Annotated in this window: 16 protein-coding genes; 13 read left to right on the plus strand and 3 right to left on the minus strand. The window is 66.7% G+C overall.

All coding sequences use genetic code 11. From position 1 onward, the window contains the following. Positions 1-103 precede the first annotated feature (103 nt). The 3 genes from DTPSY_RS06115 to DTPSY_RS06125 are packed head-to-tail and all read right to left on the minus strand — an operon-like array spanning position 104 to position 4,308. Positions 104-1,621, minus strand: coding sequence for an NAD(P)H-hydrate dehydratase (locus DTPSY_RS06115; protein WP_015912861.1), 1,518 nt, complete (start codon positions 1,619-1,621; stop codon positions 104-106). Positions 1,622-1,662: 41 nt separating this feature from the next. After that, positions 1,663-2,910: an FAD-dependent oxidoreductase gene (locus tag DTPSY_RS06120; RefSeq protein ID WP_015912862.1), complete on the minus strand. Its 1,248-nt coding sequence runs from the start codon at positions 2,908-2,910 to the stop codon at positions 1,663-1,665. Between the two features lie 51 nt (positions 2,911-2,961). Then, positions 2,962-4,308 carry an amidase gene (locus DTPSY_RS06125; protein ID WP_015912863.1) on the minus strand — a complete coding sequence of 449 codons (1,347 nt, stop codon included), beginning with the start codon at positions 4,306-4,308 and terminating at the stop codon, positions 2,962-2,964. A gap of 200 nt (positions 4,309-4,508) precedes the next feature. Here DTPSY_RS06125 and rpsB point away from each other — a divergent pair, with 200 nt between their 5' ends. The 13 genes from rpsB (at position 4,509) to lpxA (ending at position 17,092) form a co-directional block, all read left to right on the plus strand. Further along, positions 4,509-5,261, plus strand: a complete 753-nt coding sequence (gene rpsB / locus DTPSY_RS06130; RefSeq protein ID WP_015912864.1) for a 30S ribosomal protein S2 — start codon at positions 4,509-4,511, stop codon at positions 5,259-5,261. A 108-nt stretch (positions 5,262-5,369) separates the two neighbouring features. Continuing rightward, a complete protein-coding gene (gene tsf, locus DTPSY_RS06135) occupies positions 5,370-6,266 on the plus strand; it encodes a translation elongation factor Ts (RefSeq protein ID WP_011805779.1) in 897 nt (298 codons plus the stop codon). A gap of 57 nt (positions 6,267-6,323) precedes the next feature. Then, the gene (gene pyrH / locus DTPSY_RS06140; RefSeq protein WP_011805778.1) at positions 6,324-7,046 is read left to right on the plus strand and encodes a UMP kinase; all 723 of its coding nucleotides are present in this window, start codon (positions 6,324-6,326) and stop codon (positions 7,044-7,046) included. 48 nt (positions 7,047-7,094) lie between these two features. Further along, entirely contained in the window at positions 7,095-7,655 is a 561-nt protein-coding gene (gene frr, locus DTPSY_RS06145; protein WP_011805777.1) for a ribosome recycling factor, read from the plus strand. A gap of 28 nt (positions 7,656-7,683) precedes the next feature. After that, complete coding sequence (gene uppS, locus DTPSY_RS06150) at positions 7,684-8,418, plus strand: polyprenyl diphosphate synthase (RefSeq protein WP_015912865.1); 735 nt, start codon at positions 7,684-7,686, stop codon at positions 8,416-8,418. A 33-nt stretch (positions 8,419-8,451) separates the two neighbouring features. Continuing rightward, positions 8,452-9,306 carry a phosphatidate cytidylyltransferase gene (locus tag DTPSY_RS06155; RefSeq protein WP_015912866.1) on the plus strand — a complete coding sequence of 285 codons (855 nt, stop codon included), beginning with the start codon at positions 8,452-8,454 and terminating at the stop codon, positions 9,304-9,306. Beyond that, positions 9,303-10,475 carry a 1-deoxy-D-xylulose-5-phosphate reductoisomerase gene (ispC, locus tag DTPSY_RS06160; RefSeq protein WP_015912867.1) on the plus strand — a complete coding sequence of 391 codons (1,173 nt, stop codon included), beginning with the start codon at positions 9,303-9,305 and terminating at the stop codon, positions 10,473-10,475. The genes DTPSY_RS06155 and ispC overlap by 4 nt, the downstream gene beginning before the upstream one ends. A gap of 118 nt (positions 10,476-10,593) precedes the next feature. Continuing rightward, positions 10,594-11,958 (plus strand): RIP metalloprotease RseP, encoded by a 1,365-nt coding sequence (gene rseP / locus DTPSY_RS06165; RefSeq protein WP_015912868.1) that lies wholly within the window; start codon positions 10,594-10,596, stop codon positions 11,956-11,958. A 45-nt stretch (positions 11,959-12,003) separates the two neighbouring features. Continuing rightward, positions 12,004-14,301 carry an outer membrane protein assembly factor BamA gene (gene bamA, locus DTPSY_RS06170; protein WP_015912869.1) on the plus strand — a complete coding sequence of 766 codons (2,298 nt, stop codon included), beginning with the start codon at positions 12,004-12,006 and terminating at the stop codon, positions 14,299-14,301. Next, entirely contained in the window at positions 14,301-14,822 is a 522-nt protein-coding gene (locus tag DTPSY_RS06175) for an OmpH/Skp family outer membrane protein (protein ID WP_015912870.1), read from the plus strand. The genes bamA and DTPSY_RS06175 overlap by 1 nt, the downstream gene beginning before the upstream one ends. Positions 14,823-14,846: 24 nt before the next feature. After that, positions 14,847-15,827, plus strand: a complete 981-nt coding sequence (gene lpxD / locus DTPSY_RS06180) for a UDP-3-O-(3-hydroxymyristoyl)glucosamine N-acyltransferase (protein WP_011805770.1) — start codon at positions 14,847-14,849, stop codon at positions 15,825-15,827. A 15-nt stretch (positions 15,828-15,842) separates the two neighbouring features. Then, complete coding sequence (gene fabZ / locus DTPSY_RS06185) at positions 15,843-16,283, plus strand: 3-hydroxyacyl-ACP dehydratase FabZ (RefSeq protein ID WP_011805769.1); 441 nt, start codon at positions 15,843-15,845, stop codon at positions 16,281-16,283. 17 nt (positions 16,284-16,300) lie between these two features. Continuing rightward, positions 16,301-17,092: an acyl-ACP--UDP-N-acetylglucosamine O-acyltransferase gene (gene lpxA, locus DTPSY_RS06190; RefSeq protein WP_015912871.1), complete on the plus strand. Its 792-nt coding sequence runs from the start codon at positions 16,301-16,303 to the stop codon at positions 17,090-17,092. Positions 17,093-17,096: the final 4 nt, after the last annotated feature.

Genomic DNA, 17,096 nt, shown 5'->3' on the forward strand with positions numbered 1-17,096 from the left:
CGCATACCGTCTGTAAGACAAGGTAGATATGCACAGCTTGGAAACCACCGTTACCGTTGGATGCAATCCCTCCGGCGGCTGGGCCGCGCGGCGCGCTGCGTGGTCAGCCTGCGTTCAGGGAGTGTGCGAGCGCTCCTGCGGTGAGGGAGCGCCCGGCGGGCCAGCGGTCGGCGGCAGCGCCGTGCTCCCAGCAGGCGCGGCCCGCGGCCGCAAATGCTGCATCGGCCTGTGCAGGCTCCGCGGCCAGCCGCGCCCCCACCAGGCCGGCCAGCACGTCACCGGTGCCGCCCGTGGCCAGGCGCGCGTTGCCCGTGGGGTTGATGAGGGGCGTGCGCCCCGGTGCGGCAATCACGCTGCCCGAGCCCTTGAGCAGCACGGTGCAGCCGTACTGACCGGCCAGCGTGCGCGCCGCGGCCAGGCGGTCGGCCTGCACGGCGGCCGTGGTGCCGGCCAGCAGCCGCGCGGCCTCCAGGGGGTGCGGAGTCAGCACGGTGGGGCGGCCCTGCCGGCCACGCTCGCGCAGCAGATGCTGCAGATGGGGGTCGGCGGCCACGGCGTTCAGCGCGTCTGCGTCCAGCACCAGGCGTGCCGATTGCTGCAGGACGTCTGGCAGCACGGCCGCCACGGCCGCGCCGCCGCCGCAGCCGCAGACCACGGTGGCGTGGTCCAGCGCCAGCGCGTCCCAACGGCGCAGCATCACTTCAGGCTGCTGCGGCAGGGCGGGGAGTGCGCCGGCGTCCAGCAGCGCCACCATCACGCGGCCCGCGCCGGCGTGCAACGCCGCGCTGGCGGCTAAAAGGGCCGCACCCGTCATGCCCATGCCGCGCGCCTGCAGGCCTTCGCCGCCGATGACGGCCACGTCGCCGTAGCTGCCCTTGTGGCTGGCATGGGCGCGCACGGCCGGGGCGGGGGGGCCGGCGAGCCAGGCGCAAGGGGTTTCGGTTGATGCCGGCACGCCCAGGTCATCAAACCACACGCTGCCCGCTGCGTCGCGGCCCTGGCCGGTGAACAGGCCTGGCTTGAGCGTGAGCAGGCTCAGCGTGTGGCGCGCCGCCGTGGCACCTGGATGGGCCGGCGCCAGCCCCGGGATGTACTGGCCTGATTCCGCTACCAGGCCGGAGGGTAGGTCCACGCACAGCGTGGGTGCCGCGCAGGCGTGCATGCGGGCCAGCCATTGCAGCAGCCGCGCGTCGGGCTTGCGGGGGCGCGGATCGGCGCGCAGGCCGATGCCCAGCAGCGCATCCACGCACAGGTCCTGCGGACCGAGGGAGGGCGGCTCAGCCGCGAACGGCACACCGGCCTCTTGTGCGCGCTGCCAGGACTGGCGCGCGTCGGCAGGCGCCGTCTCGGGCGTTCCCAGCCAGGTCACCACGACCGGGTGGCCGCCGCGGTGCAGCAGCAGGGCGGCCTCCAGCCCATCGCCGCCGTTGTTGCCGCCGCCGCAGGCGAACCAGAAGGTGCGCGCATGCGGAGCCAGCGCGAGCGCCAACCGGGCCGTGGCCTGGCCGGCGCGCTGCATCAGCGTGTGGGGCGCGAGGGCGGCGGCGGTGCTGGCCTCCAGGCGGCGCGTGGCCGCGGTGTCGAACAGGGGATGGGGCCGGTCAGGTGCGATGCGCTGCATGCCCGGCATTGTGGCGCCAGGTGGGGGCCGTGCGAAGCGCGCTAGAAGCGCTGAGGCGCAAAGGGCTGCAGGTCAATCGCGGGACTGCGCCGGGCGATCAGGTCCGCCAGGGCGCGGGCACTGCCACAGGCCTGGGCCCAGCCGCAAGCGCCGTGGCCGGTGTTGATCCACAGGCCGGACACACCGCTCGCGCCGATGGCGGGGGCGCCATCGGTCAGCGTGGGGCGCGCGCCGCGCCAGACCTGCACTTGCGGGGACGAGGTGAGCGCGCCGCCCGGGAACCAGCCTGACAGCGCGAGGTAGAGCGTCTGCAGCGTGGGCGCGTGGTGGCTGCCGTTGCCGTGCCCGATCTCGGCGCCGCCGGACACACGTACGCGCTGACCCTGGCGGGTGATGGTGATGCGGTGCAGCGGATCGATCACCGAGCCCTGGGGTGCATGGCTGTCCTCGCGCACCGGCGCGCTGACGGTGTAGCCATGTACGGCCTCCAGGGGCAGGTGGCGTCCCAGCGGGCGCAGCAGCGCGGCGCTGGCCACGCCGGCGCACAGCACCACGGCGTCGGCCTGACGCGGGGCGGCTTCGCCTACGACGTGGACGCCGGGCGGCGATGCGCTGAGAGCGCGGACATGCGCGCCGAACACGAACTGTGCGCCGCGCTCCTGCGCCGTGTGGCGCAGGATCTGCGCAAACAGCCGGCAGTTGCCGGACTCGCCATCCGGTACATGCACGGCACCCGCCAGCGGCACGTCGGTGGACAGGCCGGGCTCGATGAGCCGCGCGGTGTCGGCATCCACATCGCGCAGACCCACGCCCGCGTCGCGCAGCACCTTCAACGCGGGCTGCAGGCGCTCCACATCTTCGGGGCGGCGCAGCAGCACCAGAGTGCCGCGGCTGGTTTCCAGGCCCACGTCCCATTGGTGGATCAGTTCGCGCGTGCGTGCCAGGCTGTAGCGGCCCAGCCCTTCCAGCCCGGCCAGCCGCGCCGCCGTCTCGGGCCGGCGACCCGCCTGGGACCAGCGCCAGCGCCAGCGCCGGCCTGCCATGCCGGCGCCGCGTACCAGGCGCAGCGTGGCATCGCGGCTCCAAGGCCAGCGGCCGAGCGGCCCACCCAGGCCCGGCGCCGCCCACGGCATGAGTAGCGAGGGCGCCAGCAGGCCGGAGCTGCCGAAGCTCGCCTCCTCTGCCGCGGCGCCGCGCTGCTCGACCACGGTGACCTGATGGCCGTCCGCGGCCAGTTCATAAGCAGTGGCCGCGCCGACGATGCCGGCGCCCACGATGATGATGTGCATGAAAATTGAAGCGAAATATGCCTCTAGCGCCCGTAGGATAAGCGCTAGTAGCTATTGTTTTTGTAGTTCTTGTTCGATCAGCAGGCCGATGTTCAGCACCGGGTCGTCGCGCAGTGCGCCGTGCCACACCATCAGGCCCACGGGCAGTTCGCCCGCTTCGTGACACGGCAGGGACAGGGCGCAGCCGTCCAGCATGTTGACCACGCTGGTGTTGCGTAGCAGCAATCCATTGACGCGGAAGAACTCCGCGTCGCGCTCGCTGCCCGGCGCGACCGATGCGATGGGGGGCGCCACGATGGGGACGGTGGGCGAGAGCAGGGCGTCGAAGTCGGCCATGGCGGTCTGCATGCGTGCGATCCAGGCGCGCCGCGCGTGCAGCAGATCGATGTAGTCGGCGGCGGACATGCTGGCGCCGCGCTCGATGCGGCTCTTCACGCGCGGGTCGTAGGCGTTGCCGTGCCGTGCCAGCAGCGCGCGGTGCCAGGCGTAGCTTTCGGCGGCGGAAAACCCGCCGGTGGCGTTTACATCGGCCAACTGGGCGGTTTCTGCCAGGTCAATCTCGGTGATCTGCGCGCCGGCCGCGCGCAGGCGTGACAGTGTGCGGTCGAAGGCGCGTGCCACGGTGGCGTCCAGTCCGTCCAGGAACAGTGTGGCGGGTACGGCCAGCCGCCAGGCCGACAGCGGTGCGGGGCTGCGCGTGACGCGCCGTGCCGCCAGGATCTCGTGTGCCACGACGGCATCGCGCACCGTGCGGGTGAGTGCGCAGGCCGTGTCCAGCGTGGTGGACAAGGGGACAGCGCCTTCGGTGGGCACGAGGCGCGCGGTGTTCTTGAAACCCACGATGCCGTTCAGCGCGGCCGGGATACGGATCGAGCCGCCCGTATCGGAGCCCAGGCCAATGAAGGCCGCGCCCGTGGCCACCGACACCCCGGCGCCCGACGACGAGCCCCCGCATACCCGCGCGGGGCCGGGCAGCGCGCCGTGGCGGGCGTCAAATGCGGCGGGCGTGCCGAAGTGCGGATTCACACCCACGCCGGAGAAGGCGAACTCCACCATGTGCGTGCGGCCGATGAACGCTGCGCCCGCGCGGCGCAGGCGCGCCACGGCCGGGCTGTCGGCCGGCGCGGGCGGCGCCTCCCGCAACACGGTGGAGCCCGCGGCGGTGGTCATGCCCTGGATGTCGAACAGATCCTTGACCGACACGGCCAGGCCCGCCAGCGGCAGACGCTCCACGCCGGGCACGGCGGCTGCTGCGCGGGCCTGGTCGAAGCTGGTCTGGCGGAACACATGGGCGCAGGTGGGCCCTTCGGCGGCGGCGATGCAGCGCTCGATTTCATCGCGTGCGCTGCTATGCCCGGCAGCTACGTGGCTGCGGGTGGAGACGAGGTCAGCCAACATGGGGATATGCTAGAATCTTTGGGTTTTGCTGAGAGCTGCGCCGCCGCCGTGCTGCCAGGCACCATGCAGAACTTAATCGCAAACCAGCCCTCTCAAGGTGTTGCCCTCTGCCCTCTCGTGGGACTGCAAGTTCCACGCAAGAGCAATTCAGTGGGCAAGTATTGAGGCTGGATTTTAGACCCAACCTTTGGAGAAACCTCATGTCCGTCACCATGCGTGAAATGCTGGAAGCCGGTGTCCACTTTGGCCACCAAACGCGCTTCTGGAACCCCAAGATGGCCCCCTTCATCTTCGGCCATCGCAATAAGATTCACATCATCAACCTGGAAAAGTCGCTGCCGATGTTCCAGGAGGCGCAGAAGTTCGCTAAGCAGTTGGCTGCCAACCGCGGCACCATCCTGATGGTCGGCACCAAGCGCCAGGCCCGCGAACTGGTGGCCGAGCAGGCCCAGCGCGCTGGCGTGCCCTATGTCGACCAGCGCTGGCTGGGCGGCATGCTGACCAACTTCAAGACCGTCAAGACCTCCATCAAGCGCCTGAAGGACATGAAGGCACAGCAGGAAGCCGGCCTGGAGTCCATGAGCAAGAAGGAGCAGCTGATGTTCTCGCGCGAGCTGGAAAAGCTCGAGAAGGACATCGGGGGCATTCAGGACATGGCTGCGCTGCCCGATGCCATCTTCGTGATCGACGTGGGCTACCACAAGATCGCCGTGTCCGAAGCCAAGAAGCTGGGCATCCCGCTGATCGGCGTGGTGGACTCCAACCACTCGCCCGAGGGCATTGACTACGTGATCCCCGGTAACGACGACTCGGCCAAGGCTGTGGCTCTGTACGCTCGCGGCATCGCCGACGCTATCCTTGACGGCCGTGCCAACGCCGTGACGGAAGTGGCCAAGGCTGTGGCTGCCGAAGGCTCCGACGAATTCGTGGAAGTGGACGAGAACGCCGCCTAAGTCAAGGGCCGCGCGATGCGTCGCAAAAAAAGCGGGGCCCCTGGTGAGCCCCCTTTTTTTTAGCTTCTGATCCTGTAACGAACTGAACTCAAAAACTGGAGAAACACGATGGCTGCAATTACCGCAAGCATGGTTGCCGAACTGCGTGGCAAGACCGATGCCCCCATGATGGAATGCAAGAAGGCCCTGACCGAGGCCGACGGCGATATGGCCAAGGCCGAAGAGCTGCTGCGCGTCAAGCTGGGCACCAAGGCCGGCAAGGCTGCTTCCCGCGTGACGGCCGAAGGCGTGGTGGCATCGTTCATCAACGGCAACGTGGGTGCGCTGATCGAAGTGAACAGCGAAACCGACTTCGTGTCCAAGAACGACAGCTTCATCGCCATGGCCAACGCGGCCGCCAAGCTGGTCGCGGAACACAACCCCGCGGACATCGAAGCCCTGGGCCAATTGGCCTATGAGCAGGACGGCTTCGGCCCCACCCTGGAAGATGTACGCAAGGGCCTGATCGGCAAGATCGGCGAGAACATGTCTTTCCGTCGTTTCAAGCGTTTCAGCGGCTCCAACCTGGCCGCCTACCTGCACGGCTCGCGCATCGGCGTGGTGGTGGAGTTCGACGGCGATGCCGTGGCCGCCAAGGACGTGGCCATGCATGTGGCCGCCATGAAGCCCGTGGCGCTGACCAGCGCCGACGTGCCTGCCGACCTGATCGCCAAGGAGCGTGCCGTGGCCGAGGGCAAGGCCGCCGAGTCCGGCAAGCCAGCCGATATCGCCGCCAAGATGGTCGAAGGCTCGGTGCAGAAGTACCTCAAGGAAGTCTCGCTGGCCGACCAGGTCTTCGTGAAGGCCGCCGATGGCAAGCAGACCGTGGCCCAGATGCTCAAGGCCGCCAACACCACAGTGAAGGGCTTCACCCTGTACGTGGTGGGCGAGGGCATCGAGAAGAAGGTGGACGATTTCGCCGCCGAGGTGGCTGCGCAAGTCGCTGCCGCCAAGTCGGGCGCCTGATAGCGTCTGCCGCCCACGCCCTTCATCCCCCCAGTCCAGCCTTACGGAGAATTGCCCATGACCCTCGCCACGCCAGCCCACAAGCGCATCCTGCTCAAGTTGTCTGGTGAGGCGCTCATGGGCGATGACGCATTCGGCATCAACCGTGCCACGATCGTGCGCATGGTCGAGGAGATCGCCGAGGTCACCCGCCTGGGCGTGCAAGTGGCGGTGGTGATCGGCGGGGGCAACATCTTCCGCGGTGTGGCGGGCGGGTCCGTGGGCATGGACCGCGCCACGGCCGACTACATGGGCATGCTGGCCACCGTGATGAACGCGCTGGCCCTGGCGGACGCCATGGACAAGCAGGGGCTGACGGCCCGCGTGATGTCCGCCATAGGCATCGAGCAGGTGGTGGAGCCCTACGTGCGTCCCAAGGCGCTGCAGTACCTCGAAGAGGGCAAAGTGGTGGTGTTCGCCGCCGGAACCGGCAACCCCTTCTTCACCACCGACACGGCCGCCGCGCTGCGCGGCGCCGAGATCGGCGCCGAGGTGGTGCTTAAGGCGACCAAGGTCGACGGCGTGTACACGGCCGATCCGATGAAGGACCCGTCGGCCACGCGCTATGCCAAGCTCACGTTCGACGAGGCCATGAGCCGCAACCTGGGCATCCTGGACGCGACGGCCTTTGCCCTGTGCCGCGACCAGAAGCTGCCGATCCGCGTGTTCTCCATCGTGAAACATGGCGCGCTGAAGCGCGTGGTGATGGGCGAAGACGAAGGCACGTTGGTGTACGCTTGATGGCTTTGCCGCGCCTGGCCTGATTGCCCGCTTGCAGAGGAACCACACATGACGATTGCCGACATCAAGAAGACGACCGAGGCGAAGATGGACCAGTCCATCGCCGCCTTCAAGAACAACCTGGCCAAGATCCGCACCGGCCGCGCCAACCCGCAGCTGCTCGACACGATCCATGTCGAGTACTACGGATCCATGGTGCCGTTGTCCCAGGTGGCCAACGTGGCTTTGCTCGACGCGCGCACCATCAGTGTGCAGCCATGGGAAAAGAACATGGGTGCCAAGATCGAGAAGGCGATCCGTGAAAGCGATCTGGGGCTGAACCCGGCCTCCATGGGCGACCTGATCCGCGTGCCCATGCCGCCGATGAGTGAAGAGCGCCGCAAGGAGATGACCAAGCTGGCGCGCAGCGAAGGCGAGGGCGCCAAGGTGGCCATCCGCAACCTGCGCCGCGATGCCAATGAAGGCGTCAAGAAACTGGTCAAGGACAAGCTCGCCTCCGAGGACGACCAAAAGCGCGCCGAGGCCGATGTGCAGAAAACCACCGACAAGCACATTGCAGAGATCGATGCCTTGGTGGCGGCCAAGGAGCAGGAAATCATGGCGATCTGATCCGGTTTTGCGGATCGATCCTGGATTCATGCCCACCGTGCAGGGAGCCATTCCCCACCACATTGCCATCGTCATGGATGGCAACGGCCGCTGGGCGACGCGCCGCTTCCTGCCGCGCCTGGCGGGGCATCGGCAGGGCGTGGAATCGCTGCGGCGCTGCGTGCATGCTTGCGTCCAACGCGGCGTGGGCGTGCTTACCGTGTTCGCGTTTTCCTCCGAGAACTGGAACCGTCCGGCGGACGAGGTGTCCGGTCTCATGGATCTGCTTGCCAAGGCGCTGACACGTGAGGTGCCGCAACTGGCCCGGGATGGCGTGCAGGTGCACTTCGTGGGGGAAAAGTCGGGCATTTCGGCGCAGGTGCGCGAAGGGCTCCAGCGTGCCGAGGCGGCCACCGCAAGCAACCAGCGACTGGTGCTCAATGTCTGCTTCAACTACGGCGGCCGTTGGGACATCACGCAGGCCGCAGCTGCGCTTGCAGCGCGGGGCGAGCCCATCACCGAGGCCAGCCTGCATGCCGCCATGGGCATGGCCCATGTGCCCGATCCGGATCTGCTGATCCGAACCGGTGGCGAGCGGCGCATCAGCAACTTCCTGCTGTGGCAGGCCGCCTATACCGAACTGTATTTCAGTGACCGCCTGTGGCCCGATTTCGACGAGGCCGCACTGGATGAAGCCATCGCGGACTTCGCGGCGCGCGAGCGCCGCTTTGGCCAAACCTCCGACCAGGTACAAGCGCAGCAGCCCGGTTCGCTGCGTGCCTGATTCCGTCCACCGCACATCGCTGAAGGGGTCTGGATGCTCAAGCAACGTGTCATCACCGCGTTGGTCCTGCTGGCCATTCTGTTGCCGGCATTGTTCTATCCCTCGTTCGTGCCCTTTGCCGTGGTGACGCTGGTCATGATGGCTGCGGCGGCGTGGGAATGGGGTCGGCTCAACGGCCTCGGCGGTGGCGGCAGCATCGGCCTGGGGGCGGCGTGTGTAGTGCTGTGCGGCCTCGGGTGGGCCGCGGGCTGGCTGCACCAGCCGCTGCCCTGGCTGTGGCTGGTGGGCGGCGCTGCCTGGGTGCTGGGTGGGGCCGCCTTGCTGCGCGTGGGCGTGGCCGGCTGGCCGCAGCTGCCGCGCGGGCTGCGCGTGGCCGGCGGCGTGCTGGCGCTGTGGATGGCCTGGCTGGCCGTGGCCCAGGCGCGCGTGGTGGGGGTCAATTTCCTTCTGTCGGTTCTGACCCTGGTGTGGGCGGCCGATATCTTTGCCTACTTTGCCGGCCGCGCTTTTGGCCTGCGCTTCACGCGCAACAAGCTGGCTCCCTCTATCAGCCCCGGCAAGAGCTGGGAAGGGGTGTGGGGTGGCATGCTGGGTGTGCTGGTGCTGGCCGCGGCCTGGACCGCGGCCGATGGGGCCTGGCAGGCCAGCGTGCCCAGCCTGTACTCACGCCTGGCAGCCCAGGGCGTATGGCTGCTAGTCGTTGGCGCATTGTTCATGGCCGCCATGAGCGTGGTAGGCGACCTGGTGGAGTCGCTCATCAAGCGCAGCGCCGGTGTCAAGGACAGCAGCGGCCTGCTGCCTGGCCACGGCGGCGTACTGGACCGCATTGATGCGCTGCTGCCCACGCTGCCCTTGGCCATGATGCTTTCTCATTTCGCATCCGCATGAAACAACGTCTCACGGTGCTGGGTTCTACGGGATCCATCGGCACCAGCACCCTCGACGTGGTGGCACGCCACCCCGATCGCTACGAAGTCTTTGCGCTGAGCGCGGCCACGCAGGTGGACCTGATGCTGGCGCAGTGCGCGCAGTTCCGTCCGCGCTATGCGGTGATGGCCAGCAGTGCGCATGCGCGCCAGCTGGCAGACAAACTGCAGCAGAGCGGCTTGCCCACCGAGGTGCTGCAAACACCCGATGCGCTGCAAGCCATTGCCTCGCACGAAGAGGTGGACGCGGTCATGGCGGCCATCGTGGGCGCGGCGGGCCTGGCGCCGTGCCTGGCGGCCGCGCGTGCGGGCAAGCGCCTGCTGCTGGCCAACAAGGAGGCGCTGGTCGTCGGGGGCGAGGTGTTCATGGCCGCGGTGCGCGAAGGCGGCGCCACGCTGCTGCCCATCGACAGCGAGCATTCCGCCATCTTCCAGAGCCTGCCCGAAGACCCCGCCACCTGGCCGCGGCGCGTGGACCACGTGCTGCTCACCGCGTCGGGCGGGCCGTTTCGCACGCGCGACCCGGCCACGCTGCGCGACGTGACGCCGGCGCAGGCCTGCGCGCATCCCAACTTCTCGATGGGCCGCAAGATTTCCATCGACTCGGCCACGATGATGAACAAGGCGCTGGAGGTGATCGAGGCGCGCTGGCTGTTCAACCTGGCGCCTGAGCAGATCAAGGTGGTCATCCACCCGCAGCAGATCATCCACTCCATGGTGCAGTTTGTGGACGCGTCCATCATTGCCCAGTTGGGCACGCCCGATATGCGCGTGCCCATCGCCTGTGGCCTGGCCTGGCCCGAGCGGGTGGAAAGCGGCGCGGCGCCCCTGGATTTCACGCAACTGGCAGCGCTGACCTTCGAAGAAGCGGATGCCACGCGCTTTCCCGGGCTGCACCTGTCCTGGCAGGCGTTGCGCGCGGCGCCCGGCACCACGGCCGTGCTCAATGCCGCCAACGAGGTGGCAGTGGCGGCTTTCCTGGAGCAGCGCATACGTTTCGACCAGATCCATGCGCTCAACCTTGCAACTTTGGAAGCCGTCGAACCGTCCAACCCGGACTCGCTGGACGCACTGCTGGCGCTGGATGCGCGCACGCGTGCGCGGTCCGCGGAGTTGATGGCGCGCTTGTGAGGATGCTCTTAAAAGGTGAGCGTCTTGCGCTTGTCACATAAGGGTTACAGGTGCGTTTTATATTCAAACCATTGCTGGATAAGCGCAAGGCGCTCTGATTTTTGTAGGAACCCTAGGCATGCTGCTGACTGTCGTTGCCTTCATCGTTGCGTTGGGCGTGCTGATCGCCGTGCACGAGTACGGCCATTACCGCGTGGCGGTGGCCTGCGGTGTCAAGGTCCTCCGCTTCTCGGTCGGCTTTGGCAAGCCTTTGCTGCGTTGGCAGCCTAAGGGCTCACCCACGGAATTCGTCATCGGCGCCTTTCCGCTGGGAGGGTACGTGCGCATGCTGGACGAGCGTGAGGCGCCCGTTGAGCCGCATGAACGCCACCTGGCCTTCAATACCCAGCCCCTGCGTTCGCGCGCCGCCATCGTTGCCGCGGGGCCGCTGGCCAATCTACTGCTGGCGGTGCTGTTGTATGCCGCCGTCAACTGGAGCGGCGTGGACGAGCCCAAGGCCTACCTGGCCAGCCCTGTAGCGGGGTCGGTGGCCGAGCAGGCGGGCCTGCGCGGCGGCGAACTGGTGGTGTCCGCCGGGCTGGGCGAGGGCGATTTCGAGCCCGTGCGCTCGTTCGAAGACCTGCGTTGGACGCTCACGCGCGGCGCGCTGGACGGGCAGAACGTGCGGCTGCTGCTGCAGCCTGAGCGCGGCTCGACGCCGCGCGAGGTGCTGTTGCGCATAGATCAGCTGGACGTGCGCGAGGCCGATGTGCAGCTGTATCGCCGCATCGGCATCACCGCGCCCTGGACGCGACCCGTGCTGGGCGAGGTCGTGCCAGGCGGCGCGGCTGCGCGTGCGGGGCTGCGCGCTGGTGATGTGGTTCTGCGCCTGGGCAGTGCGGCGGTGGTGGACGGCGTGCAACTGCGCGAGCTGATACGCGCGTCCGTGCAGGCGGGCCAGCCGCTCACGCAGGTCTGGCGCATCGAGCGCGACGGTCAGCCGCGCGACCTGGAAGTCACGCCCGAAGTGGCACAGGAGGCGGGCGGCGCCGTGGGACGCGTCGGCGCCTATGTGGGCGCGCCGCCCGAGATGGTGAACGTGCATTACGGCCCCTTGGAAGGGCTCTGGAAAGGCACGGTGCGCACATGGGAGGTGTCGGTCCTCACGCTGCGCATGATGGGCCGCATGGTGATCGGTGAGGCTTCGCTCAAGAACCTCAGCGGGCCGCTGACCATCGCCGATTACGCAGGCCGTTCCGCCAGCATGGGGCTGACCCAGTACCTCAGCTTCCTCGCACTCATCAGCGTGAGCCTGGGAGTGCTGAACCTGCTTCCGCTGCCCGTATTGGATGGTGGGCACCTGATGTATTATCTTTGGGAGGGGGTGACGGGACGGGGCGTGTCCGAAGCCTGGATGGAGCGGCTGCAGCGCACAGGCGTCGCGGTGCTTCTCCTCATGATGTCCATCGCCCTGTTCAACGACCTCACCCGGCTTTTTGGCTAACCTTTTCGCCGCCGTTGCGCTGCACTGTCGGCTCCAGCTTCATCCATGAGAAAACATATCAATCGCCTGGGCGTGCGTACGGCATCCGCCCTCGCAGCCATGGTTTTTGCCTCCCAAGCCGCATGGGCGCTGGCGCCGTTCAAGGTGCAGGACATCCGTGTGGAAGGCCTGCAACGTGTGGAGCCGGGCACCATCTTCGCGTCGTTGCCGCTGCGCGTGGGTGACGAGTACAACGATGACAAGGGTGCAGCAGCCATCCGCGCGCTGTTTGCCCTTGGCCTGTTCAAGGACGTGCGCCTGGAGGCTTCCGGCAACGTGCTGGTGGTGGTGGTGGAAGAGCGACCGACCATCGCCGACGTGGATTTCGCCGGCACCAAGGAGTTCGACAAGGACACCCTCAAGAAGGCCATGCGCGACGTGGGTTTGACCGAGGGGCGCCCCTTCGACAAGGCCCTGGCCGACCGCGCCGAGCAGGAACTCAAGCGCCAGTACATCAACCGCAGCCTGTACGGCGCGGAGGTGGTGACCACCGTCACGCCGATCGAGCGCAACCGCGTCAACCTCACCTTCACCGTCACCGAGGGCGAGCCCGCCAAGATCAAGGAAATCCGCATCGTCGGCAACAAGGCCTTCAGCGAATCCACGCTCAAGGGGCTGTTCGACCAGGACACGGGCGGCTGGATGAGCTGGTACACCAAATCCAACCGCTATTCGCGCGCCAAGCTCAATGCAGACCTGGAGACACTGCGCTCGTACTATCTGGCGCGCGGCTTCTTGGAGTTCCGCATCGAATCCACGCAGGTGGCGATTTCGCCCGACAAGCAGGACATCTCGATTACCGTCAACGTGAACGAAGGCCAGAGCTATGTGGTTTCAGGAGTGAAGTTGGAAGGCAACTACCTGGACCGCGATGACGAGTTCAAGTCGCTCATCACCATCCGCCCTGGCGAGCCCTACAACGCCGACAAGGTGGCCGAAACCACCAAGGCTTTCACTGACCACTTCGGCAACTTCGGCTTTGCCTTCGCGCGTGTGGAGGCCGTGCCCGAGATCGATCGCGAGAACAACCGCGTGGCCCTGGTGCTGCGCGCAGAGCCCTCGCGCCGCGCCTATGTGCGCCGGATCAACGTGAGCGGTAACAACCGCACCCGCGACGAAGTCATCCGCCGCGAATTCCGCCAGTTTGAAGCCTCCTGGTACGACGGCGACAAGATCAAGCTGTCGCGCGACCGCGTGGACCGCCTGGGCTATTTCACTGAGGTGAATGTGGAAACCCAGGAGGTGCCGGGCGCGCCCGACCAGGTAGACCTGGTGGTGAACGTGGCCGAGAAGCCTACGGGCTCGCTGCAACTGGGGGCGGGCTTTTCCAGCGCCGAGAAGGTCTCGGTGTCGTTTGCCATCAAGCAGGAGAACGTCTTCGGTTCAGGCAACTACCTTGGCGTGGACGTCAACACCAGCAAGTACCGTCGCACGCTGGTGTTTTCCACCACCGATCCGTACTTCACGCAGGATGGCATCTCCCGTACCTTCGACGTGTACTACCGCACGGCCAAGCCCTATGAAGACCAGGGCGGAAACTATGAACTGGTCACCGCGGGCACCAGTGTGCGCTTGGGCGTACCCTTCAGCGAGACCGACACCGTGTTCTTCGGGGGGGGAGTGGAGCAGACGCGCATCAAGGCCGGTACCAATATCCCCGCCGCCTACCTCGCCTATGCGCAGCAGTTTGGTGAAACCAGCCTATCCGTGCCGCTCACCATTGGCTGGTCGCGCGATGACCGTGACAGTGCGTTGGCACCGAACTCCGGGCGGTACCAGCGCCTGAACTCCGAATGGTCCGTAGCCGGCGATGCGCGCTATGTGCGAGCCAACTACCAATACCAGCAGTACATTCCCTTGAACAAGCAGTTCACCATCGCCTTCAACGGCGAGTTGGGCTTAGGCAAGGGCATGAATGGCCGTCCCTTCCCGGTGTTCAAGAATTTCTACTCCGGCGGCCTGGGCTCGGTGCGCGGCTTCGACCAGGGCACACTGGGTCCGCGGGACGTGACCGGTGCGTCGCTGGGCGGCCCCAAGAAGATCACGCTGAATGCCGAACTCATCGCGCCGTTCCCCGGCGCCGGCAACGACCGCACGCTGCGCTGGTTCACTTTCGTGGACGCGGGCAACGTGTACGGCGAGGATGAGAGCTGGGAGCTGGGCGACATGCGCGTCTCAGCTGGTCTGGGCCTGAGCTGGATTTCCCCGCTGGGCCCGCTACGTATCGCCATCGCGCAACCGGTGCGCAAGTTCGCCGGCGATAAAATCCAGAAACTGCAATTCCAGATCGGAACGTCTTTCTAATGAAATCCCTTTCCCGCCACATTCCCCTGGTCGTCCTGTTGGGCTCCCTGGCTGCCGCCGTGCCTGCACAGGCACAGGAGTTCAGGGCCGGCTTTGTGAATACCGACCGCATCTTCCGCGAAGCCAACACCGCCAAGGCGGCGCAGGCCAAGCTGGAGCAGGAGTTCTCCCGCCGGGAGAAAGAACTGGTGGACATGGGCAATTCGCTCAAGTCCGCCACCGAGAAGTTTGAGCGTGAGGCGCCCACGATGGCCGAGAGCCAGCGCACCGCACGGCAACGCCAACTGGTGGACCAGGACCGCGAATTCCAGCGCAAGCGCCGCGAATTCCAGGAGGACCTGGGCGCGCGCAAGAACGAGGAGCTGGGCCAGGTGCTCGAGCGCGCGAACCGCGTCGTCAAGCAGGTGGCCGAGCAGGAGAAGTACGACGTGATCCTGCAGGAGGCCGTCTACATCAATCCCAAGCACGACATCACCGACAAGGTGATCAAGGCGATGAACGCTGCCAACGGCGGCAAGTAAAGCACCGGCACGGGGCAGTAGCGCGTGAGCTTGCGACTCGGGCAGATCGTCGATGCACTTGGGGGCAGCCTGGAAGGAGGGGAGAGGGATACCGAAATCCTCCGCATCGCCCCGCTGGAATCCTCCGGCCCGGGTGACCTGTCCTTCCTGAGCAATCCGCGCTACCAGTCACAACTGGCCGCCTCCCAGGCGGCCTGTGTCATTGTGGCACCCGCGATGCGCAATGCAGCCTTGGAGCGCGGCGCTTGCATCGTTGTGGAGCAGCCCTACACGTACTTTGCACACGTGACGCAGCTGTGGGTGCGCGCGCATGGCCAAGGTGCGCCTGCGGGCATCCACCCCAGCGCCGTAGTCGATCCGCAAGCCCGGGTGGCCCCGACAGCCTCGATCGGTCCCCTGTGCGTGGTCGAGCGCGGCGCAGTGATTGGAGCGCACACGGTGCTCAAGTCGCGGGTGACGGTCGGCGAGCGTTGCACGGTTGGCGAGCGCTGCATCCTGCACCCTGGCGTGGTCATCGGGGCCGACGGCTTCGGCTTTGCGCAGCAGCGCGGCGAATGGATCAAGATCGAGCAACTGGGCGCGGTGCGCATCGGCAACGATGTGGAGATTGGTGCGAACACCTGCATCGACCGCGGAGCGCTCGACGACACGGTCATCGAAGACGGCGTCAAGCTCGACAACCTGATCCAGATCGCTCACAACGTGCACATCGGCCGCCACACCGCCATGGCGGGCTGTTCCGCGGTGGCGGGCAGCACCCGCATCGGCGCGCACTGCACGATTGCAGGGGCCGCGTCCATCGTGGGGCACTTGCAGTTGGCGGACAATGTGCACATCTCCACCAACACGGTGGTGACGCACTCGATCACGCAACCGGGGCAGTACACCGGGGTGTTTCCCATGGACGACAATGCGAAGTGGGAAAAGAACGCGGCCACGCTGCGGCAGCTGTACCGGCTGCGTGAACGCATCAAGGCTCTCGAACAAACACGAAAAGACGGCTAGGCCGCTCACAGAAAAATGATGGATATCCACCAAATTCTCAAACTCCTGCCCCACCGCTATCCGTTCCTGCTGGTGGATCGGGTGAATGAGCTCGAACGCGGCAAGCGCATCCTGGCCATCAAGAACGTGACCATTAACGAGCCGTTTTTCACGGGGCACTTCCCCGCACGCCCGGTGATGCCCGGGGTGTTGATTCTCGAAGCACTCGCGCAGGCGGCGGGCTTGCTGTCGTTCGACATGATGGGTGAGGCGCCGGGCGACGACAAGGTCTTTTACTTCGTCGGTATCGATGGTGCGCGCTTCAAGCGCCCCGTGGAGCCAGGCGATCAGCTCATCCTCGACGTGGAACTGGACCGCATCAAGGGCGGCATCTACAAGTTCAAGGGCGTCGCGCGCGTGGGCGACAGCGTCGCGTGCGAGGCCGAGATCATGTGCACCATGCGCACGGTGGCCTGACGGGCCGAGGATTTCGCTTGGCGCCCAACATCCATTCCACGGCCCTCGTTGATGCGGCCGCGCAGTTGGACCCTACTGTTACGGTGGGGCCGTATGCGGTTATCGGCCCCCACGTGCAAATCGGCGCGCACACGTCGATTGGCGCGCACTGCGTGATCGAGGGCCATACACGCATTGGCGAAGACAACCGCATCTTCCAGTTCAGTTCGCTGGGAGCAGCTCCGCAGGACAAGAAATACGCGGGCGAGCCCACGCGTTTGGAGATCGGCCACCGCAACACGATCCGCGAGTTCTGCACCTTCAACGTCGGGACCGTGCAGGACCGGGGCGTCACCTCCATCGGGGACGACAACTGGATCATGGCCTATGTGCACATCGCGCACGACTGCGTGGTGGGCAACCAGACCATCCTGGCCAACAACGCCACGCTGGCCGGACATGTGCAGGTGGGTGACCAGGCCATCATCGGCGGCTTGACCGGCGTGCACCAGTTTTCACGCATCGGCGCCCACGTCATGGCGGGCTTTGCCAGCCGCATCTCGCAAGATGTTCCGCCCTTCATGATGGTGGACGGCAATCCGCTGGCCGTGCGCGGGCTGAACCTGGAAGGGCTGCGCCGACGGGGTTTTTCCGCGCAGCGCATGGCGGGCATCAAGCAGGCCTACCGCCTCCTGTACCGCCAGGGCCTCACGCTGGAGGCCGCGCTGTCGGCCATGGCCGACGTGCCGCATTCGCATCCCGAGGCGGAAGGCGATATCGCCCTGCTGCGTGATTTCGTGATCGCGTCTCAGCGCGGTATCGCGCGCTGAGACG

Source organism: [Acidovorax] ebreus TPSY, from assembly GCF_000022305.1.
GTDB classification, from domain to species: domain Bacteria; phylum Pseudomonadota; class Gammaproteobacteria; order Burkholderiales; family Burkholderiaceae_C; genus Diaphorobacter; species Diaphorobacter nitroreducens.

Coding starts and splice junctions, on each gene's coding strand:
- DTPSY_RS06115 (WP_015912861.1), bottom strand. CDS start 1,621: ATGCAGCGCATCGCACCTGACCGGCCCCATCCCCTGTTCGACACCGCG.
- DTPSY_RS06120 (WP_015912862.1), bottom strand. CDS start 2,910: ATGCACATCATCATCGTGGGCGCCGGCATCGTCGGCGCGGCCACTGCT.
- DTPSY_RS06125 (WP_015912863.1), bottom strand. CDS start 4,308: ATGTTGGCTGACCTCGTCTCCACCCGCAGCCACGTAGCTGCCGGGCAT.
- rpsB (WP_015912864.1), top strand. CDS start 4,509: ATGTCCGTCACCATGCGTGAAATGCTGGAAGCCGGTGTCCACTTTGGC.
- tsf (WP_011805779.1), top strand. CDS start 5,370: ATGGCTGCAATTACCGCAAGCATGGTTGCCGAACTGCGTGGCAAGACC.
- pyrH (WP_011805778.1), top strand. CDS start 6,324: ATGACCCTCGCCACGCCAGCCCACAAGCGCATCCTGCTCAAGTTGTCT.
- frr (WP_011805777.1), top strand. CDS start 7,095: ATGACGATTGCCGACATCAAGAAGACGACCGAGGCGAAGATGGACCAG.
- uppS (WP_015912865.1), top strand. CDS start 7,684: ATGCCCACCGTGCAGGGAGCCATTCCCCACCACATTGCCATCGTCATG.
- DTPSY_RS06155 (WP_015912866.1), top strand. CDS start 8,452: ATGCTCAAGCAACGTGTCATCACCGCGTTGGTCCTGCTGGCCATTCTG.
- ispC (WP_015912867.1), top strand. CDS start 9,303: ATGAAACAACGTCTCACGGTGCTGGGTTCTACGGGATCCATCGGCACC.
- rseP (WP_015912868.1), top strand. CDS start 10,594: ATGCTGCTGACTGTCGTTGCCTTCATCGTTGCGTTGGGCGTGCTGATC.
- bamA (WP_015912869.1), top strand. CDS start 12,004: ATGAGAAAACATATCAATCGCCTGGGCGTGCGTACGGCATCCGCCCTC.
- DTPSY_RS06175 (WP_015912870.1), top strand. CDS start 14,301: ATGAAATCCCTTTCCCGCCACATTCCCCTGGTCGTCCTGTTGGGCTCC.
- fabZ (WP_011805769.1), top strand. CDS start 15,843: ATGATGGATATCCACCAAATTCTCAAACTCCTGCCCCACCGCTATCCG.